Genomic DNA, 25,782 nt, shown 5'->3' with positions numbered 1-25,782 from the left:
TGCCTCGGGGGAGGAACGGGCGCGCCTGCCATAGTGAAGTGGAGGAAAGTGGAGTAAAGTGGTGCGCACCGACGGGCCGGGAGGGGGTGGTGGAGCACCATGCTTCTCGGCACGCACACCCCCAAGCTCGACGAGAAGGGCCGCGTCATCCTCCCCGCCAAATTCCGCGACGACCTCGGCCCTGGTGTCGTCGTCACGCGCGGCCAGGAGCGGTGCCTCTACGTCTTCAGCACGGTCGAGTTCGAGCGCGTCTACGAGCGGATCCGCGAAGCGCCCCTGACGAACAAGCAGGCGCGCGACTTCCAGCGCATGTTCCTCTCGGGCGCGAGCGCGGAGAAGCCCGACAGCCAGAACCGCATCACGGTGCCGCCGCACCTGCGCACCTATGCCGGTCTCGGCCGAGAGCTGGTCATGACCGGCGTCGGCGCACACGCCGAGATCTGGGACGCCGATGCCTGGAACGCCTACGCCGCCGGCAACGAAGACGCGTACTCCGACATGGAGCAGGAGGTGATCCCGGGACTCTTCTGACCCCGTGGCCGTGATCCTCAGCCGCTGGCCCTGACGCACTTCCCCGGTGTCAGGTCGCAGCGGAGGGGGATCACGGCTCCGGGCCCCGTCCCTCCACGACCATGACGAACGACGACATCCACACCCCCGTTCTGCTCGACCGCTGCGTCGAGCTGCTCGCTCCCGCGCTCCAGCGCGAGGGCGCCGTCGTCGTCGACGCGACCGAAGGCATGGGCGGTCACTCGGAGGCTCTGCTCGAGAAGTTCCCCGACGTGCGGCTGGTCGGCCTCGACCGTGACACCGACGCTCTGCGCATCGCGGGAGAGCGGCTGGCCCGGTTCGGCGATCGCGTCGACCTCGTGCACACCGTCTACGACGGCATCCGCGAGGCGCTCGACTCGCTCGGCATCCGCCGCGTCGACGGCATCCTCTTCGATCTGGGCGTGTCGTCCCTGCAGCTCGACGAGGCCGACCGCGGATTCGCGTACGCGCAGGACGCGCCCCTCGATATGCGGATGGACCAGACCGCGGGCACGACGGCGGCGGAGATCCTCGCGACGTACAGCGAAGGCAACCTGCGCCGCATCTTCGAGCGCTACGGCGAGGAGAAGCTGGCCGGGCGATACGCCCGGGCGATCATCGAGGCGCGCGGCCGTGCTCCGCTCACCCGATCCGGCGAGCTCGTCGATGTGCTCATCGCCGCGACTCCGATCGCCGTCCAGCGCGAGCGTTCGGGGCACCCCGCGAAACGCGTCTTCCAAGCGCTGCGCATCGAAGTCAACGCCGAGCTCGCCGTGCTCGAACGCGCCCTGCCCGCCGCGCTCGATGCGCTGGCCGTCGGCGGGCGCATCGTCGTCATGTCGTACCAGTCGCTCGAAGACCGCGCGGTCAAGCGCGTGCTGGCCGAGGCCTCGTCCTCGACCGCGCCGAGCGGCCTGCCCGTCGAGCTCCCCGAACACGCGCCGCGGTTCCGGCTGCTGGTGCGCGGCGCGGAACTGGCGTCCGAGGAAGAACGTGAACGCAATCCCCGCGCGACGCCGGTCCGGCTGCGTGCGGCGGAACGGATGAGGGAGGCCTCGTGACTGCCGACAACACCGCCCGCATCCCATCGCCGCTCGGTGACGACTTCTTCGCGAGCGTTCCCGGCCGCCTGCCGCGCGAGGGGGAGCGGGAACGCCAGCGCGATCTGCGCCTGGTCACGGGCGCGGCCCGTCGCCGCCGCCCGCGCATGCTCTACGGCGTCATCGCCGTGTCGGGGGCGGTGCTCATCGGGGCGGTGCAGATGGGGCTGTCGATCCTCACGACCCAGACCTCGTACGAGATCTCCTCGCTCTCGCAGCAGCAGCGCCAGCTCACCTGGCAGAAGCAGATCATCCAGGACGATCTCGCGGGGCTCGCCTCTCCCCAGTACCTCGCGGCGAACGCCACCGCGCTGGGCATGGTGATCGCGGAGTCGCCGAGCTACCTGCGGCTCAGCGACGGAGCCGTGCTGGGCGCCGCCAGCGCTGCCGGCTCGCACTCGAACGTCGACGCCCTGGGCCGGGCCGCCGTCGCGAACTCCCTCGTCGCCGGCGTGCCGCTGGTCACCGATCCCGACGCGAGTCTCGCGTCCGGCACGAGCACCGACGAGCTGGTCGGTGCCGATCGTGCGACACCCCCGCCCATCGCCGACGGATTGCCCGCCCCGAGCACACACTGAGAACCATGACGACACGAGCCACCCGCAGTCCGCGCCGCCGTACGGTCGTCGCACTCCTCGTCGTCCTCATCGTCCTCGTCGCCTTCATCGTCCGGCTCGTCGACATCCAGGTCGTCAACGCCGACGAGCACCAGACGGATGCCCGAAACCTGGCGATGGAGGCCGGGACGGAACTCTTCGGGACGCGCGGCGACATCACCGACACCAACGGGGCACCGCTCGCGACGACGACCTCCGTCTACGATGCGAAGATCGACCCGAAGCTCGCCGCGAACGGGATCAAGCGCAAGAACGACGACGGTCAGACCGTCACCGTCACGTGGCCCGAGCTGGCGACCGAGATCGCCGCCGTGACCGGGCAGGATGCCGCCGAGGTCGAGGGCATCGTCACGACCGCCGTCGCTGCTGATCCCGAGTCGCGATTCGCCTATCTCGAGCGTGGGATATCGACGGCGCAGTACCGCGCCCTCGCCGATCTCAAGCTCCCGTTCGTGGGCTTCGACCCCCACCCGCATCGGACCTATCCCGACGGGGCCGTCGCGGGCAACGTCATCGGATTCGTCGGTTCGGACGAGACCCCGCTCGAGGGGATGGAGTCGCTGCAGAACTCGTGCCTGCAGAGCAGCGACGGCACGGTCCGGTACATGCGGGGGCTCGACGGCGTCGTGATCCCCGGGACGGAGATCGAAGATCCCGCGCCCGTCAACGGCGGAACGCTGCGCCTGACGATCGATCGCGATCTGCAGTGGTACATGCAGCAGCTGATCGCCGAGCAGACCCAGAACCTCGGGGCCGAGAGCGGCTCGATCCTCGTCGTGGAGGTCGCCACGGGAAAGATCCGGGCAGCGGCTGAGTACCCCAGCGTCGATCTGAACGACATCGCGGCATCCGACCCGGCCGATCGCGGCAGCCGGCTGTTCCGCGACTCGTACGAGCCGGGATCGACCTTCAAGCCCGTCACGGCGGCGACCGCCATCGAGGCGGCGGGACTCACGCCGTTGTCGACCGCGTGGTCGCCGGATCGGATGGAGTTCCCCAACGGCGCCGTCGTCAACGACTCCGAGCACCACGAGGCGCAGAACCTGACCCTCACCGGCGGGCTCGTCACCTCGTCGAACGTCGCGTTGTCGCAGTTCGGCACGCAGGTCGATCCCGAGACCCGGCTCGAGTACCTCAAGAAGTTCGGTGTCGGCGAGGGCACGGCGCTCAACTGGTCGGGGGAGCCCAAGGGCACCTACATCCCGACCGACCAGTGGGACAACCAGACGTACTACACGACCACGTTCGGCCAGGCCTTCACCGTGACCGCCCCGCAGGTGGCATCGGTCTACCAGACCATCGCGAACGGCGGTGTGCGCGAGCCGCTGAGCCTCGTCGAGTCCTGCACCGCGGCCGACGGTACCGTGACCGAGCCCGACCTGCCCGAGCCGGTGCGCGTCATCAAGGAGAGCACCGCCAGCCAGGTCAGCGAGATGCTCGAGAACGTCTTCGCGCAGGGCACGCTCGCCGATGACATCGCGATTCCCGGCTACCGCATGGCGGGCAAGACGGGCACCGCCCAGAAGGTCGATCCGAACACCGGCGCGTATAAGGACAACCTCTATTACACGTCGCTGGTCGGCTACGCGCCGGCCGACGATCCGAAGTATGTTGTCCTGACGGCATTCGACGAGCCGAAGACCCTGCGTCTGTCTGCAGCCAACCGGCCGGCGTTCCAGAAGGCCATGACCCAGGTGCTCAAGCACTACCGGATCATGCCGTCCGACTCGCAGACGCCGCTGCTCCCCGTGACCCAGTGACGCGCATGAGCGCGTCAGAGGATTGAACATGATCTCCCTTCCGTTGTCCGACATCGCTCGCGTGCTTTCGGGCACCCTCCACCTCGCCGGTGGCGACGGTCCCGACACCCGCGTCGGCGGGACGGTCGACACGGACTCGCGCAACATCGGCCCCGGCGACGTGTTCGTGGCCAAGCCGGGCGACGCGACCGACGGACACCTCTTCGTGCCGGCCGCGGCTGAGGCCGGTGCATCGCTCGCGATCGTCGAGCACCTCGTCGACGCCGAGATCACGCAGATCGTCGTCGCCGACGCGGTCACCGCGCTGGCCGACCTCGCGCGCGAGGTCGTGGGCCGGGTGCGCGCCGCAGGCGACCTCCGCGTGGTGGGCATCACGGGATCGAACGGCAAGACCACGACGAAGAACCTCCTCGCCCGCATCCTCGAGGGGGAGGGCCCGACGGTCGCGCCCCGCGCCTCGTTCAACAACTCGGTAGGCGCGCCGCTGACCATGCTCCGGGTCGCGGATGACACCCGGTACCTCGTCAGCGAGTTCGGAGCCGACGGCTCGGGACAGATCGCGCGTCTCGCGGGTCTGGTGACCCCGGACGTCGGCGTGGTCCTCATGGTCGGGATGGCGCATGCCGGCGGTTTCGGCGGCGTGGAGGCGACCCTCAAGGCCAAGACCGAGCTCGTCGAGGCCGTCCGCCCCGGTGGTGTGGCAGTCCTCAGCGCCGACGATGCGCGTGTCGCGACGATGGCGGCCGTCGCCGAGGCCCGAGGCGTTCGTGTCCGCTGGTTCGGACGCGGTCCGGCGGCAGAGGTGCGCGCCGACGACGTCGAGGTCGATGCCTCGGGGACGTCCTGCGTGATCGTGGTCGGCGAGCAGCGGATGCCGCTGCGGCTGCGCGTGCTCGGTGAGCACCACGTCATGAACGCGCTGGCCGCGATCACCGCCGCCCTCGAACTGGGGGTGGCCCTCGAAGACGCCGTCGCGCGGCTCGAGACGGTCGAGCTGGCCGAGCGCTGGCGGATGCAGCCGCTCGGGTCCGAGTCGGTGCGCATCATCAACGACGCCTACAACGCGAGCCCCGACTCGATGGCCGCGGCTCTGCGCACCCTCGCGCAGATCACGCAGCCCGGCGAACGGAAGGTCGCCGTGCTCGGCGCGATGAGCGAGCTCGGCGAGTTCGCCGGTGACGAGCACGATCGCGTCGGCCTCCAGGCGGTTCGCCTGCGGATCGAGCGCATCGTCGTCATCGGCGCCGATGCCCGGCGGCTCTACCTCGCCGCCATCGGCGAGGGGTCGTGGGACGGCGAGGCGGTGTTCTTCGCCGATGCCGACGCCGCGTACGACTATCTGATCGAGGAGCTGCGCGCCGGCGACCGCGTGCTGGTGAAGTCGTCCAACTCCGCCGGACTGCGGCACCTCGGCGATCGTCTGGGAGAATTCTTCTCGTGAGATCCCTGCTGACGGCCGCGACGATCTCCCTCGCGTTCACACTCTTCCTGACCCCCCTGTTCATCCGGCTCTTCGAGAAGCTGGGCTGGGGGCAGGTCATCCGCACGCCCGACGACGCGACCAACCCGAGCCATCACGCCAAGCGCGGAACGCCCACGATGGGCGGCATCATCTTCATCATCGGGACGATCGTCGGCTACCTCGTCGGCACGCTGACCGGTGGCGCGCCGCCGTCGATGTCGGGTCTGCTCGTGATCTGGATGATGGTCGGGCTCGGTGTCGTCGGATTCATCGACGACTACATGAAGGTCCGCTCGCAGCGGAGCCTCGGTCTGTCGGGGTGGCGGAAGGTCGCGGGGCAGGTGATCGTCGCCGTCTCGTTCGGCGTGCTGGCCCTCCTCGTTCCCAACCACGGCGGCCAGCCGGTGGGGCGCCCGTTCATCTCCCTGTTCCGCGACATCGACTGGCTGTCGTTCATGGCCCTGGGCGGTGTCGCCGGGTGGCTTCTGTACCTCGCGTGGATCTCGTTCCAGGCGGTCGCATGGTCGAACGCCACGAACCTCACCGACGGTCTCGACGGTCTGGCCACCGGCGCGGGCATCTTCACGGTGTCCGCCTACAGCCTCGTGACGTTCTGGCAGTTCCAGCAGCGCTGCGCGAGCGGCGCGCTCGTTCCGGCCTACGAGTCGGCGTGCTACACGACCAACGACCCGATGGATCTCACGATCATCTCCGCGTCGTTCGTCGGCGCGCTCGTGGGGTTCCTGTGGTGGAACGCTCCGAAGGCGAAGATCTTCATGGGCGACGTCGGATCGATGGCCATCGGCGGCGTCATCGTCGCCATGGCCGTGCTCTCGCGCACCGAGCTGCTGGCGGTCATCATCGCGGGCGTGTTCATCATCGCCCCCGGGTCGGTCATTCTCCAGCGGTACTACTTCAAGGCGACGGGCGGAAAGCGGCTGTTCCTCATGAGCCCGTTCCACCACCATCTCGAGATGCGCGGCTGGCCCGAGGTGACGATCGTCGTGCGCATGTGGATCATCGCGGGAATGCTCGCCGTCGGCGGTGTCGGACTGTTCTACGTGGCCTGGCTGGCAGCGGTATGACCGCGCGTCTGGACGGGCTGACGAGCTGGCACGCCGACTGGCGCGGCCTCCGCGTCGTGGTCCTCGGACTCTCGGTCACCGGCTTCTCGGTAGCCGACACCCTCGCCGAGCTCGGCGCGGATGTCCTGGTGGCGACCGAAGGAGCGGATGCGGAGTACGCGCGGCTTCTGCCGGTCATCGGCGTCTCGCTCCACGACGGCTCGCTGCAGAGCGTTCCCGATGCCGTCGTGGCGCACGCGCCCGACGTCGTGATCGCTTCGCCGGGCTTCCCGCCTCACCACCCGGTGATCCGGTGGGCACGCGAGAGCGGCATCGCGCTCTGGGGCGACATCGAACTCGCCTGGCGGGTGCGCGACAAGGTCGTCCGTCCCGACGGGAGCCCGGCCGACTGGCTGCTCATCACGGGAACGAACGGCAAGACCACCACGACACAGCTCACCGCGGCGATGCTGGCCGCCGGTGGCCTGCGAGCGGCGCCGTGCGGCAACATCGGCGTCCCGGTCCTCGACGCCGTCCGTGACCCGAGCGGTTTCGATGTGCTGGTCGTCGAGGTGTCGAGCCATCAGCTCTGGTATCTCGGCCTGGCAGACGGCCCCGATCGGCTCTCGCCGCACGCGAGCGTCTGCCTGAATCTCGCCGACGACCACCTCGAATGGCACGGGTCGTTCCAGGCCTATCGAGACGCGAAGGCCGTGGTGTACGAGAACACGCGTGTCGCCTGCGTCTACAACAAGGCGGATGTCGCCACGCGCGAGATGGTCGAGGAGGCGGAGGTCGTCGAGGGCTGTCGTGCCATCGGGTTCGACCTCGGCGTGCCCGGTCCCAGTGATCTGGGGCTCGTGGACGGCATCCTCGTCGATCGCGCCTTCCATGACGACCGGCGCGCCTCCGCCCTCGAACTGACGACGGTCGCGGAGCTCGCCGCGCGTGACCTGGCGGCTCCTCATATCGTCGCGAACATTCTCGCGGCGGCGGCTCTCGCGCGATCCCTCCACGTCGAGCCCGCCGCCATCCGCGCGGCGGTGCTGGCATTCCGACTCGACCCCCACCGCATCGAAGTGGTGGCACGGGTGGCGGGCGTGACCTGGGTCGATGACTCGAAGGCCACGAACCCGCACGCGGCGGCGTCGTCGCTCGCCGCCTTCCCGGGTGCGATCTGGGTCGTGGGCGGGCTCCTCAAGGGAGTCGACATCTCCGCGCTCGTCGCCGGACGCGGCGCGGCCACGAAGGCCGCCATCGTCATCGGCGAGGATCGCACGGCCGTCCTCGCGGCGTTCGCGCGACACGCCCCCGCGGTTCCGGTGATCGAGGTCGAGGCGACTCAGACTGAGGATGTCATGGCACGGGTCGTCGAACTGGCGGCCGAGGTCGCTGGTGTCGGGGACGTGGTCCTCCTCGCCCCTGCAGCAGCCTCGTTCGATCAGTTCGCCTCCTACGCAGACCGCGGTCGCCGCTTCGCGGAGGCCGTGCGCGAACGGATCGGAAGGGGAGACGGTGACCACGACGCCGAGCCGCCCGACGCCGCCCCCGACGAAACTCGCTGACGACGGCCCGACGCGAAGCGGCTTCGCCGCGCGCGTGTCGCTGGGACGCGCGTTCGCCCCGGTGCCGAGCGAGTTCCTGCTGCTGGCCTCGACCGCCCTCATCCTGACCGGGTTCGGTCTCGTGATGGTGCTCTCGGCGACGATGGCCACGGCGGACGCGAGCCCGTTCGAAACGGTGCTGAAGCAGGCCGTGTTCGCTCTGCTCGGCATCCCGCTGATGTTCATCGCGAGCCGGATGCCGCTGCGCTTCTGGAAGCGCATCGCGTGGCCGGCGCTCATCGTCGGCATTCTGCTACAGCTGCTGGTCTTCGTGCCCGGACTGGGTGTTCACAACGACGGAAACACCAACTGGATCTCCGTCTTCGGCTTGCAGGCTCAACCGTCGGAGTTCTTGAAGCTCGCCCTCGCGGTATGGCTGGGGTTCGTGCTCTATCGCAAGCAGACTCTCCTGTCGAAGTGGCAGCACGTGTTCATCCCGGTCGTCCCGGTCGGAGCGCTGGTGATCGGCACCGTCATGGGCGGGCACGACCTGGGCACCGCGATGATCCTCATGGCGATCCTGCTCGGGTGCCTGTTCTTCTCCGGCGTCAAACTGCGGCTGTTCGTGATCCCGCTCCTCCTCGTGGTCGGTGCGGCCGCGGTCTTCGCGGTCACGAGCCCCAACCGCATGGCGCGGATCATGAGCTTCCTCAATGTCGATTCGACGGACTGCTACTTCGCCGATGCGGGCTCGTGCTACCAACCGCTCCACGGCATCTGGGCGCTCGCGAGCGGCGGCGTCTTCGGTCTCGGTCTCGGCAATTCGCGGGAGAAGTACCAATGGCTGCCCGCCGCCGCGAACGACTACATCTTCGCGATCGTGGGGGAGGAGCTCGGCCTCATCGGCTGCGCCGTCGTCCTCGCGCTGTTCGCGCTCTACGCGGTGGGCGCCTTCCACATCGTCCGCAAGACGCACGACCCGTTCGTGCGGATCGTCGCCGGCGGCATCACCATCTGGGTGGTCGGCCAGGCGCTCGTGAACATCGGCGTCGTCCTTCGCATCTTCCCCGTCCTCGGGGTGCCCCTGCCGTTCATGTCACAGGGCGGCACATCCCTCGTCTCGGGTCTTCTGGCCACCGGGGTGCTGCTCTCGTTCGCGCGGACGCTGCCGGTGCGCACCCCGGCGCTCGACGTGGCCTCGGGTGCTCACCCCGTCCGGCCCGCGGCCGCTCGGGCCGGGTCCGCCCGCCGGTAGGCTCGATCCGGTGACCACCTACCTTCTGGCGGGCGGCGGCACGGCGGGGCATGTCAATCCGCTGCTCGCCGTGGCCGACGAACTGCGCGACCGACGTTCCGACGACACCGTGCTGGTGCTCGGTACGCGAGAGGGGCTCGAATCCCGTCTGGTGCCGCAGCGCGGATACGAACTGCTGATCGTCGACAAGGTGCCGTTCCCGCGGCGACCCAACGGTGCGGCGGTGCGGTTCCCGGCACGCTGGCTGCGAGCCGTTGCGCACGTGCGCACCTACATCCGTGAGCGGGGAGTCGACGTCGTCGCGGGATTCGGCGGTTACGCGGCCGCCCCCGCCTACATCGCGGCGCGCCGTGAGAGTGTGCCTTACGTCGTCCATGAGGCCAATGCGCGGCCCGGGCTCGCCAACGTGCTCGGCGCGCGCAAGGCCGCTGCAACCGGCACGGTCTTCGAGGGGACGCCCCTGCGCGGCGCTCAGGTGGTCGGGATGCCGCTCCGCCGTGAGATCGTCGACCTCGACCGGGCAGCGCGTCGCACCGAGGCCGCAGCCGCGTTCGGTCTCGATCCTGCGCGCCCCGTCGTCCTGGTGTTCGGCGGCTCCCTCGGCGCACGCCGGCTCAATGAGGCGCTGGCCGGCTCATGGCGCGACATCGTCGCCGCCGGCTGGCAGGTGCTGCATGCTGCAGGCGAACGCAACGAGGTGCCCGACGGTTCGTCGCCGGACTACCGCGTCGTGCCGTATCTCGATCGCATGGACCTGGCGTTCGCTCTCGCCGATGTCGTGATCTCGCGCTCGGGAGCCGCGACGGTGAGCGAGGTCACCGCGCTCGGCATCCCGGCCATCTACGTGCCCTACGCCGTGGGCAACGGCGAGCAGGCGCTGAATGCGGCGGGTGCGGTCCGAGCCGGCGCTGCGCGCATCATCCCCGACGCCGACTTCACTCCCGAGCGGGTGCGCGCCGAGATCGTCCCGCTGCTCGCGGACGAGGGTGAGCTCGACCGGATGCGGCGCGCCGCCGGCACGGTCGGCACGCGCGAGGGCGCCGCCAACGTCGTCGCTCTGCTCGACGCCGCGCAGCAGCGCTGAGGGCGTGGCGGGCGGCCCTGTCAGCCGGGCGACCTAGACTTGACGGGTCATGATCAGACCCGACTTGAGCCTCCCGATCCCCGCCGACATCACCGCCGCGCACTTCATCGGCATCGGTGGATCGGGCATGTCCGGCCTCGCCGGGATGTTCCTCGACCGCGGCATCCGCGTCTCCGGTTCAGACCGCGCCGACAGCCCCGCGATGCGCGCGCTCGCGGCGCGCGGGGCGGACGTCCACGTCGGACACGCCGCGGCCCACCTCCCCGACGACGCCGACACGGTCGTCCACACGGGCGCGATCTGGCCCGAGAACCCGGAGTTCCTCCTCGCCAAAGAGCGTGGCCTGCACGTCATCCACCGGTCGCAGGCCCTGCACTGGCTCATCGGAGGACGGCGGCTGGTCTCGGTGGCCGGGGCGCACGGCAAGACCACGTCCACGGGCATGATCGTGACCGCGCTGCGTGGCCTCGGAACCCGTCCGACGTTCGTGAACGGCGGCGTGATCGCCGACCTGGGGGTCTCGAGTGCGACGGGAGACGACGACGTCTTCGTCATCGAGGCCGACGAGTCCGACGGCACCTTCCTCCTCTACGACACCTCGATCGCCCTGATCACCAACGTCGACCCCGACCACCTGGACCACTGGGAGACCCGCGAGGCGTTCTACGACGGTTTCGTGCGATTCGGCGACGGCGCGCGAGAGGCCGTCGTCATCTCGGCTGACGACCCGGGCGCGGCGCGTGTCGCGGCCGCTCTGACGCACCGCCGAGTGATCACGTTCGGTGAGGCGGCCGAGGCCGACGTTCGGGTCTCCGACATCGTGACGCACGGGCCGGTGTCGTTCTCGCTCACTGCCGGGGGCGACACGGTCCACGGCCGACTCTCGGTGCCGGGTGCGCACAACGCGATGAACGCCGCTGGCGCCGTCGCCGTGCTGATCGCCCTCGGGTTCGAGCTCGAGCGCGCGCTGCGTGCCGTCGAAGGGTTCGGGGGCACGGCCCGGCGGTTCGAGCTGCACGGCGTGACCCGCGGAGTCAGCGTGTACGACGACTACGCGCACCACCCGACCGAGGTGGCCGCCGCCCTCTCGGCGGCCCGCACCGTCGTCGGCGATGGGCGCATCATCGCGCTCCACCAGCCGCACACGTACTCGCGCACCCAGGAGATGTTCCGCGAGTTCGCGGACGTCCTCGAGACGCACGCCGACCACACCGTCGTCCTCGACGTCTACGGGGCCCGCGAAGATCCGGTTCCCGGCGTCACCGGTGAACTCGTCAGCGGGGCGTTCGCCGACCCCGAGCGCGTCCATTTCGTCGCCGACTGGCAGAAGGCCGCCGACTACACGGCAGGCGTCGCACGCGAGGGCGACTTCATCGTCACGCTGGGGTGCGGCAACGTGAACCTCATCGTCCCGCAGGTGCTCGAAGCGCTCGCTCGGACGGAGGACTAGCCGATGCGCCGCCCGAGCCCGCTGCCGCCCTCGTCACGGCCCGCCGGCGGGCACGACGGCGCAGACGCCCAGGACGCTCGTCGCCCGCTCGCGACGCGGCGCGTCGACCCGCCGCGTCGGGCGCAGGACGGTCCGGATGCGGGTGACGTTGCGGAGGGCTCGTCGCTGGATGCGACCGAGACTCAGCCCGTCGAGGAGATGTGGCATCAACGCGGCCGTGACTACGGGATCGCGCCCATCATCCCGTTCGATCCGCCCGCGCGGGCGGAGCCCGAGACCCCGTCGACACCGGGTGTCGCGGACGACGACGACACAGGTCGCACGCCGCTCACCGCGCGCGACCTGTGGGGAGCGGCGCGGGCGCGTCGGCGCGCGCTCCGGCGCGAGGTCCGACGTTTCACCGCGCGTCAGCGTCGGCGCCGACGCATCTGGCTGGTCTCCGCGGGGTTGTTCGTCGCCCTCGTCCTCGGGTCGATCGGAGCCGCGTACAGCCCGTTGTTCGCCGTTGAGCGCATCACGATCGTCGGCACCGCGCAGCTCGACCCGGGAGCGGTGGAGACCGCCCTCGAAGGGCAGCTGGGCACGCCGATGCCGCTCGTCGACGAGAGCGCCGTGAAGGCGGCGCTCGTCTCCTTCCCGCTGGTGGAGTCGTACAGCCTCGAGGCCAGGCCGCCGCACGAGCTCGTGGTGCGCATCGTCGAGCGGACGCCGGTGGGAGCCGTGCAGGGCGAGGCCGGCTACACCCTCGTCGACGCGGCCGGGGTCGCGCTCTCGACTACGCCCGAGCCGCCGGCCGGTCAGCCGCTCATCGAGGTCGAAGGCGGTCTGTCGTCGAGCACCTTCGCCGCAGCGGGGCAGGTGTTCCGATCGCTTCCGGACTCGCTGCGTTCGCAGGTGACCGTGCTGTCCGCGACGACGCCCAACGACGTCACCCTGACGCTCGGCGACGGCCGCTCGGTGGTCTGGGGTGGGCCCGCCGACTCGGCCAAGAAGGTTCAGGCGCTCGAAGCGCTGATGAACGCGCGGCCGGATGCCTCGGGATACGACGTTTCGTCGCCGCAGGCGGCCGTCGTCCGCTGAGGTCGGCCGGGACCGGGCGACCCTGCTGGAAGCCCATGACACGTGGGATGTCGCGACACGCCGCTCACGTCCGTCGGGTGCGTCCACGAGTGCGTAGCTTCAACCTCAGGAATTGCATACCCGGCAATTCTTTAAACCTCTACGTGAGGTTGAAGGTTTACGAGCAGGGTTCGGGACGAGATGGAGGCCGGCATGAGCCAGAACCAGAACTACCTCGCGGTGATCAAGGTCGTCGGTGTGGGCGGTGGCGGCGTCAATGCCGTCAACCGGATGATCGAGCTGGGGCTGCGGGGTGTCGAGTTCATCGCGGTGAACACCGACGCCCAGGCGCTCCTGATGAGCGATGCGGACGTCAAACTCGACGTCGGCCGTGAGCTGACGCGCGGCCTGGGCGCCGGCGCCGACCCCGAGGTCGGGCGTCGTGCTGCGGAGGACCACGCCGAAGAGATCGAAGAGGCGCTCGCGGGCGCCGACATGGTCTTCGTGACTGCCGGCGAGGGCGGTGGCACCGGCACCGGCGGCGCGCCCGTCGTTGCACGTATCGCCAAGTCGATCGGTGCGCTCACGATCGGTGTCGTCACGAAGCCCTTCTCGTTCGAGGGTCGTCGTCGGCAGAGTCAGGCCGAGGCCGGCGTGTCGAAGCTGAAGGAAGAGGTCGACACCCTCATCGTCGTCCCGAACGACCGCCTGCTCGAGATCAGCGACCGCGGCATCTCGATGGTCGAGGCCTTCGCGACCGCCGACCAGGTGCTGCTCGCCGGTGTCCAGGGCATCACCGACCTGATCACCACCCCCGGTCTCATCAACCTCGACTTCGCCGACGTGAAGTCCGTCATGCAGGGGGCTGGCTCGGCCCTCATGGGCATCGGCTCCGCGCGTGGTGCCGACCGCGCGATCAAGGCCGCCGAGCTCGCCGTCGAGTCGCCGCTTCTCGAAGCGTCCATCGAGGGAGCCCACGGCGTCCTGCTCTCCATCCAGGGCGGGTCGAACCTCGGCATCTTCGAGATCAACGATGCGGCGCAGCTCGTCAAGGAGGCCGCGCACCCCGAGGCGAACATCATCTTCGGTACGGTCATCGACGACACCCTCGGCGACGAGGTCCGCGTGACGGTCATCGCGGCAGGCTTCGACGGTGGCGAGCCGCAGACCCGCATCGAGCCCATCGCCGCTGCTCGTCCTTCCGCGCCGCCGGTCCTGCCCGAGGTTCCGGCCGAGGAGGCTGCGGCATCCGAGCCCTCCGAACGTCGCGAGACCAAGGAGACGGTGCCGGTCTCGGCCAAGAGCGAGTCGTACGACTCGGTCTTCGGCGACGACGACCTCGACATCCCCGACTTCCTGAAGTAGGCCGATCGCCCCATGCCGGATCTGGCCGAACGGCTCGCCGACGTCGACGCCCGCATCGCCGCTGCGATGCGGGCGTCGGGTCGCGCCCCGGGCGAGGTGACGAGGGTCGTGGTGACGAAGTTCCACCCGCCTGAGCTCATCGCGCAGCTCCACGCACTGGGCGTGCGTGATGTGGGGGAGAACCGGCAGCAGGAGCTCACCGCGAAGCGCGCGGAGCTCGCCGGGCTCGAGGGCATGCGCTGGCATTTCATCGGCCAGGCCCAGACGAACAAGGCGCGCGCGGTGCGAGCAGCGGCGGATGTCGTCCACTCCGTCGACCGCGCGCGCATCGCCGACGCGCTCGACGGCGCAGAGCCCGAGGGCGAGCCCCTCGACGTGCTCGTGCAGGTCAACCTGACCGATGACCCGGGTCGTGGCGGCGTCGCGCCGGACGGAGTCGAGGCCCTGGCCACCCACGTGTTGGAGCGGTGCCCGGGTCTGGTGGTCCGCGGCGTCATGGCCGTCGCCCCCCTCGGCGAGGAGCCCGCCGCGGCGTTCGCCCGCCTCGCGCAGACGTCAGACGTCCTGCGTACCGTCGCGCCCGGCGCGACCTGGATCTCCGCCGGGATGACCGGCGATTTCGTCGAAGCGATCTCTGCCGGTGCGACACACCTGCGGATCGGATCGGCAATCACGGGACCGCGCCCGGACCGCGGATAGCCTCGGAACAGACGAGCAAACGGAGGATGCGATGTCGAACCCGCTGAAGAAGACCATGGTTTACCTGGGCCTCGCAGATGAGGAAGAAATGTACGAAGAGCCGCAGGCCGAGCAGCAGCAGGCTCGCCGTGAGAAGCCCGTCGAGAAGCCGGCGGCGCCGGTGACGCCCCTGCACCGCCCCGCGGTCGTGCGTCAGCCCACGACGGGAACCGTGAGCGAGATTCTGACCGTCCACCCCAAGCAGTACCGCGACGCGCAGGTCATCGCCGAGAACTTCCGCGAGGGTGTGCCGGTGATCATCAACCTCTCGCAGATGAGCGACGCCGATGCGCGCCGCCTCATCGACTTCGCGAGCGGCCTGTCCCTCGGTCTCTACGGCCGCATCGAGCGTGTGACGAGCAAGGTGTTCCTGCTCTCGCCCGAGAACATCGCCGTCTCCGGCGACGGCGCCGTGGCTCAGGCTGAGCCTGAGGCGGCGCCGTTCGCGCAGTGACCTGACGTGGATGTCGTACGGCTGATCGCCGCACTCGTCTACTTCGCCCTCCTGCTGTACATCCTCGTTCTGTTCGTCCGACTGATCCTGGAGTACATCCCGCTGTTCAACCGGGAGTGGCGCCCGAGAGGCTTCACCCTCGTTCTCGCCGAGGTCGTCTACACGATCACGGATCCCCCGATCAAGACACTGCGCCGGGTCATTCCTCCGATCAGGCTCGGCGTCATCGCGATCGATCTGGCATTCCCGCTCACCATGCTGGCGTGCTTCATCCTGCTGTCGATCACTCGCGTGATCGCCTTCGTCTGAGGCGGTCGCGGCGGGATCGTCGCGGCCGAGAAAGCGTCGGACTATGCTGGGTGGGTACGGCCCGCTGCGGCGGGTGCCGGCTGACCGGCCCGCGTCGTGAGCCCTGAAAGAGGACAACACCATGGCTTTGACCCCTGAAGACGTCGTCACCAAGCAGTTCCAGCACGTGCGTTTCAAGGAAGGATTCGACCCCGATGAGGTCGACGACTTCCTCGACGAGATCGTCGTGGAATGGCGCAAGACGATCGCTGAGAACGACGAGCTCAAGGCGAAGCTCGCAGCCTACGAGTCGGGTGAGACCCCCGCGCCGGCCGCATCCGACGACGCCGTCGTCGAAGAGGTGCCCGCGCCGGTCGCCGCTGTCGAGCAGCCCGCCGCCGCCGCCGACATGGCTCCTGCCGCCGCATCCGCCGGCATCATCGAGCTGGCCCAGCGCCTGCACGACGAGCACGTCGCCGAGGGCAAGGCCCAGCGCGACAAGCTCATCGCCGATGCGCAGGCCCAGGCCGCGTCGATCATCTCCGAGGCAGAAGCCCGAGGCCGCGACGAGGTCGCGCGTCTCGAAGCCGAGCGCGTGTCGCTCGAGGGTCGTATCTCCGAGCTGCAGCAGTTCGAGAAGGACTACCGCGGTCAGCTCCGCGGCTTCATCGAGAGCAAGCTCCGCGATCTCGACACGACCGGCGTCTCGGCCGGCGCGTAATCCTTGGCGTCGCGCAAGCGTCTGAACGGTCCGGCGGCCGGTGCCCTCGTCGCGATTCTCGCGGCAGTGGTGCTGGCCGCCGACCAGTTCACGAAGTACCTCGCCCTCGAGAACCTGCCGTACCAGCGTGAGGTCCCCGTCCTCGGCGACTTCTTCCAGCTTTACCTGACGAAGAACCCCGGTGCGGCGTTCTCGCTGGGGACCGGCGTCACGTGGCTCTTCACGATCGCGCTCGCTGCTGTCGCGGTGGTCGTGATCGTGCTCACTGTACGCAGCGTGCGCACGCGGTCGTGGGCCATCGTCCTCGGACTCCTTCTGGGGGGCGTGCTCGGCAATCTCACCGACCGCCTGCTGCGCGAACCCGGTTTCCTCGTCGGGCACGTGATCGACTTCATCCACACGCCGTGGATGTGGCTGTGGTTCCCCTCTGCGATCTACAACGTCGCCGACATGTTCATCGTGACGATGATGATCTCCGTCGCCGTGCTCGTGGTGATCGGCATCCGCTTCGATGGTTCACGCGAGCGGCGAACAGCAGACGCGCCCGCCGAATCGACGACCGACGCCCCCGCGGACCGCTGAGATGCCGCAGCGCGCGCTCCCGGTTCCCGACGGACTCGACGGCGTTCGTGTCGACGCCGCGCTGGCCAAGCTGCTCGGATTCTCCCGCACCTTCGCCGCGGAGGTGGCGGCTGCGGGCGGTGTGACCCTCGATGGTCGCACGCTCGGCAAGTCCGACAAGCTCGTCGCCGGGTCCTGGCTCGACGTCTTCTGGGAGGAGCGGGCTGAAGCGCAGATCGTCCCGGTCGCGGTGCCCGACCTGGGGATCGTGCACGACGATGACGACATCGTCGTCGTCGACAAGCCGGCCGGCGTCGCCGCGCACCCGTCGCTCGGGTGGGACGGACCGACGGTCCTGGGCGCGCTGGCAGCCGCGGGCTATCGCATCGCCACGACGGGTGCCGCCGAGCGTCAGGGCGTCGTGCACCGGCTCGATGTCGGCACCAGCGGTCTCATGGTCGTCGCCAAGAGCGAGCGCGCCTACGTCGCGCTCAAGCGCGCGTTCAAGGAGCGCGAGGTCGAGAAGATCTACCACGCCGTGGTGCAAGGTCATCCCGATCCGCTCGCGGGAACGATCGATGCCCCGATCGGCCGCCACCCCTCGCACTCCTGGAAGTTCGCCGTCACGCCCACGGGCAAAGACTCCGTCACCCACTACGAGACGCTCGAGGCGTTCCCGGGCGCATCATTGCTCGAGGTGCACCTCGAGACCGGACGGACGCATCAGATCCGTGTGCACATGGCCGCGCATCGGCATCCCTGCGTCGGCGATCCGCTGTACGGCGCCGACCCGACACTGTCCGCCCGGCTCGGGCTGAGCCGTCAGTGGCTGCACGCCCACCGGCTCGCATTCGATCACCCGGTGACGGGGGAGTGGTCGACCTTCGTCTCGCCGTACGCCCTCGACCTCGCGCGCGCCCTCGAGGTACTCCGCGGCGATTGACGTCTGCCCGCAAGCAGAACCGCCGGGCGAGGTCTCGCTATGGCTCGCCGAGCCGGTCGGCGAGAGCCCGCGCTTCGCGCCGTGCCGTGATGAGCCGGCCGAGCAGGTCGCCGTGCATCGCCTCGGCAGGGCGGGCATCGCCGTGGGCATCGATGAGCGCGAGGCCGCCGCGGAGGTTCGTCGCCGCGCCACCGAGTCCTGCGGCCACGGCATCGGAGGCGACGGCGACGTCGGACATGAGGTGGTGGTTGCCGACGTCGGCGAGGAGGCGCACCTCCGTCCACACCCCGAGCGCGATGTCGCCGAGTGCGGCCGACGTCTCGATCGCACGGGTCGCCGCGTCGACGATGCGCCGATCGCGATCGCCCGGACCCTCATCCTGTGCCGGTCGGAGTGCGGCGCCGAGGGCGCCCGACGCGCGGCCGTCGTCATCCGCTGCCGCCACGGCCGCGTGACGAAGCCGGGCGAGTCGGCGGTCGATGCCGGTCGCGGCGGGCTCTGCGGCGCTGTAGCGACTCACCATCTGAGCCAGTGCCGCGGCGACCGCGGTCACGACTCCGCTCGCGGTCCCGCCTCCCGGGTCGCCCTGATCCTGCGCGAGCGCGTCGAGCAGGTCGCCCAGAGCGACGCGGGAACTCACCGGCCGCCCCGGAATGTGGCCGGGTCGTCCTCCGCGACGGCGAGTGCGATCTTGCGGACGTGCTCCGGCGCGACGTCGGTCATCTGGCCGAGGTCGTAGAACCCCACCTCCGTCAGCTCGCCGTCGGCGGGGTGCGGGTCGCCCGAGACCCACGAGCACCGGAACACCAGATCGAGGTAGTCGACCTGATCGCCGTTGGCATAGACGATGCGGGGGATCTGATGCACGAGCGCGAGGCGCTCGGCGCGGACCACGACTCCCGCTTCCTCGAGGCACTCGCGGACGGCCGCGTCAGCGGGCTCCTCGCCCGGATCGACGATGCCCGACACGGGTTGCCAGCTGCCGTTGTCGGCTCGCTTGCCCAGAAGCACCTTCTCATCGCGGAACACCACGGCGGTCACCCCCACGAGGGGGAGCGGAGCGGTGCCGATCTTCTCGCGCAGATCGAGGACGAAGTCGGGAGTGGCCATGGGCCCAGCCTAAGACCGGTGTCCGAGCCCGAACGTAGACTCGTCTGGTGGCATCCGACTCCTTCGTTCATCTGCACGTGCACAGCGAGTACTCGATGCTCGACGGTGCAGCCAAGATCGCGGCCATGACCCAAGCGGCGGCCGATTACGGCATGCCGGCGATCGCCGTGACCGACCACGGCAACACCTTCGCCGCGTTCGAGTTCTACCGGGCCGCGAAGGCCGCGGGCGTCAAGCCGATCATCGGCCTCGAGGCCTACGTCACGCCGGGCACCCATCGCAGTGACAAGTCCCGCGTGGCGTGGGGTTCTCCCGAGCAGAAGAGCGACGACGTGTCGGGTTCTGGCGCCTACACCCACATGACGATGTGGAGCCAGAGCACCGAAGGCATGCACAACCTGTTCCGGTTGAGCTCGCGGTCGAGCATGGAGGGCTACTACTTCAAGCCGCGCATGGACCGCGAGCTGCTCCAGACCTACGGCAAGGGGCTCATCGCGACCACGGGCTGCCCCTCGGGCGAGGTGCAGACGCGGCTCCGCCTCGGTCAGTACGACGCTGCTCGCGCTGCGGCCGCCGAGTTCCAAGACATCTTCGGCAAAGAGAACTACTTCGCCGAGATCATGGATCACGGCTTGTCGATCGAGCGCCGGGTCATGACCGACCTGCTTCGTCTCGCGAAAGACCTCGACATCCCGCTCGTCGCGACCAACGACTCGCACTACACGCATCAGCACGAGGCCGACGCGCACGCGGCGCTGCTCTGCGTGCAGTCCGGTTCGACGCTCGATGACCCGAACCGCTTCAAGTTCGACGGCGACGGCTACTACATCAAGACCGCTCAGGAGATGCGGCAGCTCTTCCGCGACCACCCCGAGGCGTGCGACAACACCCTCCTCATCGCCGAGCGCTGCGAGGTCGAGTTCAACACCTCGGCCAACTACATGCCGCGATTCCCCGTTCCCGACGGCGAGACCGAAGACAGCTGGCTGGTCAAGGAGGTCGAGGCGGGCCTGCACTACCGGTACCCCGGCGGCATCCCCGACAAGGTGCGCAAGCAGGCCGAGTACGAGACGGGCATCATCCTCCAGATGGGCTTCCCGGGCTACTTCCTCGTCGTTGCCGACTTCATCAACTGGGCCAAGGACAACGGCATCCGTGTGGGCCCCGGCCGCGGTTCGGGCGCCGGCTCGATGGTGGCCTACGCGATGCGCATCACCGATCTCGACCCGCTCGAGCACGGACTCATCTTCGAGCGATTCCTCAACCCCGACCGCGTCAGCATGCCCGACTTCGACGTCGACTTCGACGACCGTCGCCGCGGCGAGGTCATCGAGTACGTCACTGAGAAGTACGGTTCCGAGCGCGTCGCGCAGATCGTCACCTACGGCACGATCAAGTCGAAGCAGGCGCTGAAGGATGCTGGGCGCGTGCTGGGCTTCCCATTCAGCATGGGTGAGAAGCTCACCAAGGCGATGCCGCCGCCCGTGATGGGAAAGGACATGCCCCTCGACGGCATGTTCAACAAGGACCACCCGCGGTTCAAGGAGGCCAGCGAGTTCCGTGCCCTGATCGACACCGATCCCGAAGCGAAGACGGTCTTCGACCGGGCACTCGGGCTCGAAGGTCTGAAGCGGCAGTGGGGTGTGCACGCGGCCGGTGTCATCATGTCGTCGGAACCCCTCCTCGACATCATCCCGATCATGCGTCGCGAGCAGGACGGCCAGATCGTCACGCAGTTCGACTACCCGTCCTGCGAGACGCTCGGGCTCATCAAGATGGACTTCCTGGGGCTGCGAAACCTCACGATCATCTCGGACGCGCTCGACAACATCCGCATGAACCGGGGCGAGGAACTCGACCTCGAACATCTCGAGCTCGATGACCGCCCTGCCTACGACCTCCTCACCCGCGGCGACACGCTGGGGGTGTTCCAGCTCGACGGCGGGCCGATGCGCTCGCTCCTCCGGCTGATGAAGCCCGACAACTTCGAAGACATCTCCGCCGTCATCGCGCTGTACCGCCCGGGCCCGATGGGCGCCAACTCGCACACGAACTACGCGCTCCGTAAGAACGGCCTGCAGCCGATCACCCCGATCCATCCCGAGCTCGAAGAACCACTGCGCGACATCCTCGACACCACGTACGGCCTGATCATCTATCAGGAGCAGGTCATGGCGATCGCTCAGAAGGTCGCAGGCTTCTCGCTCGGTCAGGCAGACATCCTCCGCCGCGCGATGGGCAAGAAGAAGAAGTCCGAGCTCGACAAGCAGTACGAGGGCTTCTCAGGGGGCATGAAGGAGCGCGGCTTCGGTGAGGCCGCCATCAAGGCGCTCTGGGACATCCTGCTGCCGTTCTCCGACTACGCGTTCAACAAGGCGCACTCCGCCGCGTACGGTCTCGTCTCGTACTGGACCGCCTACCTCAAGGCGCACTATCCCGCCGAGTACATGGCTGCCCTGCTCACGAGCGTCGGCGACTCGAAGGACAAGATGGCGGTGTACCTGAACGAATGCCGCCGCATGGGCATCAAGGTGCTGCCGCCCGATGTGGGCGAGTCCATCAGGTACTTCGCGGCCGTCGGCGAAGACATCCGATTCGGTCTGGGCGCGGTGCGCAACGTCGGTGCGAACGTGGTCGACGGCATCATCGCGTCGCGGGCCGACGACAACTACGTCAGCTTCCACGACTTCCTCACCAAGGTCCCGCTTCACGTCGCGAACAAGCGGACCGTGGAGTCGTTGATCAAGGCGGGCGCCTTCGACTCGCTGGGCTCGACCCGGCGGGCGCTCATGGAGATCCATGAGGATGCCGTCGAAGCCGCGGTCGACGCCAAGAGAAAGGCCGCCACGGGCGCGATCGGTTTCGACTTCGACAGCCTGTACGACGAGACCGAAGAGGTCATGCCGGCGAAGGTCCCCGAGCGGCCGGAGTGGACGAAGAAGGACAAGCTGGCGTTCGAGCGCGAGATGCTCGGCCTCTACGTGTCCGACCACCCCTTGGCCGGGTTGGAGATCCCGCTCGCCAAGCACGCCTCCACCTCGATCCACGATCTGCTGGCGTCAGAAGACGTTCAGGACGGCGACCAGGTCACCGTCGCGGGGCTCGTCACGAGCGTGCAGCACCGCGTGGCCAAGCAGAGCGGCAACCCCTACGGCATGATCACCGTCGAGGACTTCGACGGTGAAGTGACCGTGATGTTCATGGGGAAGACCTACACGGAGTTCCAGAGCATGCTCGTGGCCGACTCGATCCTGGTCGTCCGTGGGCGCGTATCCCGTCGCGATGACGGGCTGAACCTGCACGGTCAGTCGGCGTTCTCGCCCGACCTCGGGTCGTTCGATGCCGCCGGGCCGCTCGTGCTGCTGCTCCCGGAGCAGCGTGCGACGGAGTCGACGATCGGCGAGCTGGCGGCCGTCCTGCGTCGCCACAGCGGCGAGACCGAGGTCTCGCTGAAGCTCCATAGAGCAGGTACGGCGAAGGTGTTCGAGGTGCCGCATCCGGTGCGCGTCACGCCCGATCTCTACGGCGAGCTCAAGGGACTTCTGGGACCTCAGTGTCTGGGTTGAGCCGGGTAGGATTCCACCGCAGCGCAACCGCCGCGACGAAGGGAACATCGTGACCGACGAGAAGAACATCCACTCCGACGACGGCCGTCCCGAGGACGCAGCGCCCGGCGTTGCCGAGCCGGAACACGACGTCGCGACTCGCGACGAGTTCGATGGGACGTCGACGACCGAGGCGGCTGCCGATGCGTTCGCCCCGGCACCGGAAGTGGGGGACGCCATCGAGGCGCACGATGAGGCGCCGGTCGACGAGTCGTCCGCCGAGCCCGTCTCAGACGGTTCCGACACAGGCGACCAGTTCGTCTCGGACCGGAGCGCCGACGAGCCTTCCGCCCAGCCGGCCGCGGTCGCGACGGGGGAGACGCCGCCGCAGTACGGCGTCGGCCCGCTGTCGATCCGCGAGGTCGCTCTCGCGGGTGTCTGGGCGATCGCCTTCATCTGCTCCTTCTTCCCGGTTTACGGCCGGTTCGGGGCCGGTGTGTCGGTGTGGGGAGCCGGTATCGACTGGATCCTGACGATCGGCGTCCCCACGGTGGCGGTGTTCCTGGTGCTGCTTCGCCGGTTCTCTCCGCAGGGCATCCGTCGGGTCGGATCGCTCGGCATCGACCAGTTCGCTTCCGTGGCCTTCTCGGTCTCGGCGACAGTGTGGCTCGGGATCATCTGGAGCTCGTTCGCAGGCCTCGCGCAGTCGGGGGTGTTCCTCGCCAGCTGGGTGGTCTGGGTCGAGGTCATCCTGGCCCTCGCGGGTGTCGTCCTCACCGTCGTCGCGCCGCACCTCCCGGTCTTGGGTGAAGACTTCGCCCACCGTGCCGAGTCGCCCGCCCACCGCGTCGCGCGCGCGACGCGTCCCGTTGTCGCGCGGCCGGCGTCGGCGCGGCCGACCCCGTCGCACAACGTCATGTACATGGCCCCGCACAACGCGGCAGCCGTGAACCCCGAGTACACGGGTTATGCCGCTCCGGCAGGCAGCGCCGCGTACTCGGGCGCTCCGACGTACTCGGCGACTCCGACGCACTCGGACGCTGGGGGATCGGCGCCTGCCGATGCAGCCGAGCCGTTCGACACGGGAGCCACCACGGTCATCGAGCCCATTGCGGCGCCGCAGGCGTTCTGGGCGCTGGCTCCGGAAGAGCGCGATGTCCTCGACGAGATGGGCGAGCCGCTGTTCCGGGTCGGTCCCACCGCATGGGCGCTCGTCATCGAGGACCGCGGTGAGGTGTTCGTCGTCCGTCACGAGGACGGTCGTGTCGGCTACCTGCACGACACCAGCGATGTCACGCGCGGCTGAGTCCGCGGTGGCCGCGCGCTAGCCTGGAACGATGCGCACCATCGATCTTCGCGGCCGTCGGATGACGCCCGCTGAGTTGCTCGCCGCCGTTCCCCGGGCCGAGGCCGCGCGTGGGCTCGCTCTGGCCACCGCAGCAGAGATCGTCCACGATGTGGCTGCGCGGGGAGAGGTCTCGCTCCGTGAACAGGCGGCACGGTTCGACGGTGTCGAGGGTCACGCCGTGCGTGTTCCCGCCGACCACCTCGAGGAGGCGCTGGGAAATATCTCACCGGCCGTTCGAGCAGCGATCGAGGAGTCGATCCGCCGCGTTCGGCTGGCTTCGGCAGCGCAGGTCCCGCCCGATCGGGTGACGGAGCTCGGCCCCGGTGCGCGCGTCGAGCAGCGCTGGCGGCCCGTGCGTCGCGTCGGCGTCTACGTGCCCGGCGGCAAGGCCGTGTACCCCTCGAGCGTCGTGATGAACGTCGTGCCCGCGCAGGTCGCCGGTGTCGAGACGGTGGCGCTCGCTTCGCCCCCGCAGCGCGACCACGGCGGACGGGTGCACCCGGTCATCCTGGCCGCGGCGCGCCTCCTCGGCATCTCCGAGGTCTACGCGATGGGGGGCGCCGGCGCGATCGGTGCCTTCGCCTACGGCGTCGGCTCGCTCGAGCTCGACCCTGTCGACGTCATCTCCGGGCCGGGCAACAACTTCGTCGCCCTCGCCAAGCGCGTCGTCGCGGGTGTGGTCGGCACCGATTCGGAGGCCGGAGCGACCGAGATCCTGATCGTCGCCGATGCCGCTGCCGACGCCGACCTCGTGGCGGCTGACCTCGTCAGCCAGGCGGAGCACGACGAACAGGCCGCGGCTGTTCTCGTCACCGACTCTGTCGATCTGGCGCAGGCCGTCGCCGAGCGGGTTTCGATCCGCGCGACTGCGACCCGACACGCCGAGCGTGTCGCGGTCGCGCTGGACGGACCGCAGTCCGCCATCGTCCTGGTCGACGACATCGCGGCTGCGGCGGCGTTCTCGAACGCCTACGCCCCCGAGCACCTCGAACTGCACCTGCGCGACCCGCGGACCGACGACTTCGTCAACGCGGGGGCGGTGTTCGTCGGCTCGCACACGCCGGTGAGCCTCGGTGACTACCTCGCGGGCAGCAACCACGTGTTGCCGACGGGGGGACAGGCCCGGTACGCCGCCGGTCTCGGGGCGGCGACATTCCTGCGATCGCAGCAGGTCATCACCTACGACCGCGACGCGCTGCGGGCCGTGCATGACGGCATCCTGGCTCTGTCCGACTCCGAGCAGCTGCCCGCGCACGGCGAGGCCGTGTCCGCGCGTTTCAACGCGTAATCTGGGCTGGTCATGCATTGCCCTTTCTGCCGCAATCCCGATTCCCGCGTCATCGACTCCCGCACGAGCGATGACGGCCTGAGCATCCGCCGCCGGCGCCAATGCCCGAAATGCGGCGGCCGCTTCTCGACCATCGAGACGGCGAGCCTCAACGTCATCAAGCGCTCGGGTGTGATTGAGCCGTTCAGCCGCGAGAAGGTGATGTCCGGCGTTCGCAAGGCCTGCCAGGGCAGGCCGGTGACAGAGGCCGACCTCGCCGTGCTGGCGCAGGCGGTCGAAGAGGCCGTGCGTCAGACCGGTTCGTCGCAGATCGACACGAACGAGATCGGGCTCGCGATCCTCGGACCGCTCCGAAACCTCGATGAGATCGCCTACCTCCGCTTCGCGAGCGTCTACCAGGCCTTCAACACGCTCGAAGACTTCGAGGCTGCGATCGAACAGCTGCGGGCAGACCACATCGGCGCACGGACAACAGAGGACGCAGGCTCGCTCTAG

24 protein-coding genes are annotated in these 25,782 nt (G+C 69.2%); 22 read left to right on the top strand and 2 right to left on the bottom strand.

Features of this window, described 5'->3' with window-relative positions; translation table 11 throughout:
* Positions 1 to 99: 99 nt before the first annotated feature.
* From mraZ to DEU36_RS03675, 18 genes are all read left to right on the top strand, one after another.
* Positions 100 to 531 carry a division/cell wall cluster transcriptional repressor MraZ gene (gene mraZ / locus DEU36_RS03760; protein ID WP_023951570.1) on the top strand — a complete coding sequence of 144 codons (432 nt, stop codon included), beginning with the start codon at positions 100 to 102 and terminating at the stop codon, positions 529 to 531.
* A gap of 101 nt (positions 532 to 632) precedes the next feature.
* Positions 633 to 1,592, top strand: a complete 960-nt coding sequence (gene rsmH, locus DEU36_RS03755; protein WP_120262981.1) for a 16S rRNA (cytosine(1402)-N(4))-methyltransferase RsmH — start codon at positions 633 to 635, stop codon at positions 1,590 to 1,592.
* Entirely contained in the window at positions 1,589 to 2,209 is a 621-nt protein-coding gene (locus DEU36_RS03750; protein WP_120262980.1) for a hypothetical protein, read from the top strand. Before rsmH ends, DEU36_RS03750 begins: the two co-directional genes overlap by 4 nt.
* A 5-nt stretch (positions 2,210 to 2,214) precedes the next feature.
* Positions 2,215 to 4,008: a penicillin-binding protein 2 gene (locus DEU36_RS03745; RefSeq protein ID WP_120262979.1), complete on the top strand. Its 1,794-nt coding sequence runs from the start codon at positions 2,215 to 2,217 to the stop codon at positions 4,006 to 4,008.
* A gap of 28 nt (positions 4,009 to 4,036) precedes the next feature.
* Complete coding sequence (murF, locus tag DEU36_RS03740) at positions 4,037 to 5,449, top strand: UDP-N-acetylmuramoyl-tripeptide--D-alanyl-D-alanine ligase (RefSeq protein WP_120262978.1); 1,413 nt, start codon at positions 4,037 to 4,039, stop codon at positions 5,447 to 5,449.
* A complete protein-coding gene (gene mraY / locus DEU36_RS03735) occupies positions 5,446 to 6,555 on the top strand; it encodes a phospho-N-acetylmuramoyl-pentapeptide-transferase (protein WP_120262977.1) in 1,110 nt (369 codons plus the stop codon). The genes murF and mraY overlap by 4 nt, the downstream gene beginning before the upstream one ends.
* The gene (murD, locus tag DEU36_RS03730; RefSeq protein ID WP_120262976.1) at positions 6,552 to 8,099 is read left to right on the top strand and encodes a UDP-N-acetylmuramoyl-L-alanine--D-glutamate ligase; all 1,548 of its coding nucleotides are present in this window, start codon (positions 6,552 to 6,554) and stop codon (positions 8,097 to 8,099) included. Before mraY ends, murD begins: the two co-directional genes overlap by 4 nt.
* Complete coding sequence (ftsW, locus tag DEU36_RS03725; RefSeq protein ID WP_120262975.1) at positions 8,050 to 9,333, top strand: putative lipid II flippase FtsW; 1,284 nt, start codon at positions 8,050 to 8,052, stop codon at positions 9,331 to 9,333. The genes murD and ftsW overlap by 50 nt, the downstream gene beginning before the upstream one ends.
* 10 nt (positions 9,334 to 9,343) lie before the next feature.
* Positions 9,344 to 10,417, top strand: coding sequence for a glycosyltransferase (locus DEU36_RS03720; protein WP_120264341.1), 1,074 nt, complete (start codon positions 9,344 to 9,346; stop codon positions 10,415 to 10,417).
* Between the two features lie 49 nt (positions 10,418 to 10,466).
* A complete protein-coding gene (murC, locus tag DEU36_RS03715) occupies positions 10,467 to 11,867 on the top strand; it encodes a UDP-N-acetylmuramate--L-alanine ligase (protein ID WP_120262974.1) in 1,401 nt (466 codons plus the stop codon).
* 3 nt (positions 11,868 to 11,870) lie between these two features.
* Positions 11,871 to 12,947, top strand: coding sequence for an FtsQ-type POTRA domain-containing protein (locus DEU36_RS03710; RefSeq protein WP_120262973.1), 1,077 nt, complete (start codon positions 11,871 to 11,873; stop codon positions 12,945 to 12,947).
* Between the two features lie 192 nt (positions 12,948 to 13,139).
* Positions 13,140 to 14,291, top strand: a complete 1,152-nt coding sequence (ftsZ, locus tag DEU36_RS03705) for a cell division protein FtsZ (RefSeq protein ID WP_120264340.1) — start codon at positions 13,140 to 13,142, stop codon at positions 14,289 to 14,291.
* Positions 14,292 to 14,303: 12 nt separating this feature from the next.
* Positions 14,304 to 14,990 (top strand): YggS family pyridoxal phosphate-dependent enzyme, encoded by a 687-nt coding sequence (locus tag DEU36_RS03700; RefSeq protein WP_120262972.1) that lies wholly within the window; start codon positions 14,304 to 14,306, stop codon positions 14,988 to 14,990.
* 31 nt (positions 14,991 to 15,021) lie between these two features.
* Positions 15,022 to 15,483, top strand: coding sequence for a cell division protein SepF (locus DEU36_RS03695; protein WP_120262971.1), 462 nt, complete (start codon positions 15,022 to 15,024; stop codon positions 15,481 to 15,483).
* A gap of 6 nt (positions 15,484 to 15,489) precedes the next feature.
* Positions 15,490 to 15,792: a YggT family protein gene (locus tag DEU36_RS03690; protein ID WP_094261897.1), complete on the top strand. Its 303-nt coding sequence runs from the start codon at positions 15,490 to 15,492 to the stop codon at positions 15,790 to 15,792.
* Between the two features lie 121 nt (positions 15,793 to 15,913).
* Complete coding sequence (locus DEU36_RS03685) at positions 15,914 to 16,492, top strand: DivIVA domain-containing protein (protein ID WP_120262970.1); 579 nt, start codon at positions 15,914 to 15,916, stop codon at positions 16,490 to 16,492.
* Positions 16,493 to 16,495: 3 nt separating this feature from the next.
* On the top strand, positions 16,496 to 17,074 hold the full coding sequence (lspA, locus tag DEU36_RS03680) for a signal peptidase II (RefSeq protein ID WP_120262969.1): 579 nt from the start codon (positions 16,496 to 16,498) through the stop codon (positions 17,072 to 17,074).
* 1 nt (position 17,075) lies between these two features.
* On the top strand, positions 17,076 to 17,996 hold the full coding sequence (locus DEU36_RS03675; RefSeq protein WP_120262968.1) for an RluA family pseudouridine synthase: 921 nt from the start codon (positions 17,076 to 17,078) through the stop codon (positions 17,994 to 17,996).
* 37 nt (positions 17,997 to 18,033) lie between these two features.
* Here the strand turns inward: DEU36_RS03675 and DEU36_RS03670 are convergent, their stop codons facing one another.
* A complete protein-coding gene (locus DEU36_RS03670) occupies positions 18,034 to 18,636 on the bottom strand; it encodes a cyclodeaminase/cyclohydrolase family protein (RefSeq protein WP_183045275.1) in 603 nt (200 codons plus the stop codon).
* Positions 18,633 to 19,106, bottom strand: coding sequence for an NUDIX domain-containing protein (locus DEU36_RS03665; RefSeq protein ID WP_120262966.1), 474 nt, complete (start codon positions 19,104 to 19,106; stop codon positions 18,633 to 18,635). The genes DEU36_RS03670 and DEU36_RS03665 overlap by 4 nt, the downstream gene beginning before the upstream one ends.
* A 47-nt stretch (positions 19,107 to 19,153) precedes the next feature.
* On the opposite strand from DEU36_RS03665, the gene dnaE reads away from it, so the two are divergent.
* The 4 genes from dnaE to nrdR are packed head-to-tail and all read left to right on the top strand — an operon-like array spanning position 19,154 to position 25,782.
* Entirely contained in the window at positions 19,154 to 22,672 is a 3,519-nt protein-coding gene (dnaE, locus tag DEU36_RS03660; RefSeq protein ID WP_120262965.1) for a DNA polymerase III subunit alpha, read from the top strand.
* Positions 22,673 to 22,721: 49 nt separating this feature from the next.
* Positions 22,722 to 23,957, top strand: a complete 1,236-nt coding sequence (locus DEU36_RS03655) for a hypothetical protein (RefSeq protein ID WP_120262964.1) — start codon at positions 22,722 to 22,724, stop codon at positions 23,955 to 23,957.
* A gap of 31 nt (positions 23,958 to 23,988) precedes the next feature.
* On the top strand, positions 23,989 to 25,287 hold the full coding sequence (gene hisD, locus DEU36_RS03650) for a histidinol dehydrogenase (RefSeq protein WP_120262963.1): 1,299 nt from the start codon (positions 23,989 to 23,991) through the stop codon (positions 25,285 to 25,287).
* A gap of 12 nt (positions 25,288 to 25,299) precedes the next feature.
* Positions 25,300 to 25,782: a transcriptional regulator NrdR gene (nrdR, locus tag DEU36_RS03645; protein WP_120262962.1), complete on the top strand. Its 483-nt coding sequence runs from the start codon at positions 25,300 to 25,302 to the stop codon at positions 25,780 to 25,782.

The organism is Microbacterium sp. AG238 (assembly GCF_003610405.1).
In the GTDB taxonomy this organism is placed as follows: Bacteria; Actinomycetota; Actinomycetes; order Actinomycetales; family Microbacteriaceae; genus Microbacterium.
The sequence above is the reverse complement of the archived record's forward strand: the minus strand, read 5'-3'. Positions and strand labels throughout refer to the sequence as shown.

Bases quoted from the DNA above. Each gene is read 5' to 3' on its own strand.
- mraZ (WP_023951570.1), top strand. From the start codon at position 100: ATGCTTCTCGGCACGCACACCCCCAAGCTCGACGAGAAGGGCCGCGTC.
- rsmH (WP_120262981.1), top strand. From the start codon at position 633: ATGACGAACGACGACATCCACACCCCCGTTCTGCTCGACCGCTGCGTC.
- DEU36_RS03745 (WP_120262979.1), top strand. From the start codon at position 2,215: ATGACGACACGAGCCACCCGCAGTCCGCGCCGCCGTACGGTCGTCGCA.
- murF (WP_120262978.1), top strand. From the start codon at position 4,037: ATGATCTCCCTTCCGTTGTCCGACATCGCTCGCGTGCTTTCGGGCACC.
- murD (WP_120262976.1), top strand. From the start codon at position 6,552: ATGACCGCGCGTCTGGACGGGCTGACGAGCTGGCACGCCGACTGGCGC.
- murC (WP_120262974.1), top strand. From the start codon at position 10,467: ATGATCAGACCCGACTTGAGCCTCCCGATCCCCGCCGACATCACCGCC.
- DEU36_RS03710 (WP_120262973.1), top strand. From the start codon at position 11,871: ATGCGCCGCCCGAGCCCGCTGCCGCCCTCGTCACGGCCCGCCGGCGGG.
- ftsZ (WP_120264340.1), top strand. From the start codon at position 13,140: ATGAGCCAGAACCAGAACTACCTCGCGGTGATCAAGGTCGTCGGTGTG.
- DEU36_RS03700 (WP_120262972.1), top strand. From the start codon at position 14,304: ATGCCGGATCTGGCCGAACGGCTCGCCGACGTCGACGCCCGCATCGCC.
- DEU36_RS03695 (WP_120262971.1), top strand. From the start codon at position 15,022: ATGTCGAACCCGCTGAAGAAGACCATGGTTTACCTGGGCCTCGCAGAT.
- DEU36_RS03685 (WP_120262970.1), top strand. From the start codon at position 15,914: ATGGCTTTGACCCCTGAAGACGTCGTCACCAAGCAGTTCCAGCACGTG.
- DEU36_RS03675 (WP_120262968.1), top strand. From the start codon at position 17,076: ATGCCGCAGCGCGCGCTCCCGGTTCCCGACGGACTCGACGGCGTTCGT.
- DEU36_RS03665 (WP_120262966.1), bottom strand. From the start codon at position 19,106: ATGGCCACTCCCGACTTCGTCCTCGATCTGCGCGAGAAGATCGGCACC.
- hisD (WP_120262963.1), top strand. From the start codon at position 23,989: ATGCGCACCATCGATCTTCGCGGCCGTCGGATGACGCCCGCTGAGTTG.
- nrdR (WP_120262962.1), top strand. From the start codon at position 25,300: ATGCATTGCCCTTTCTGCCGCAATCCCGATTCCCGCGTCATCGACTCC.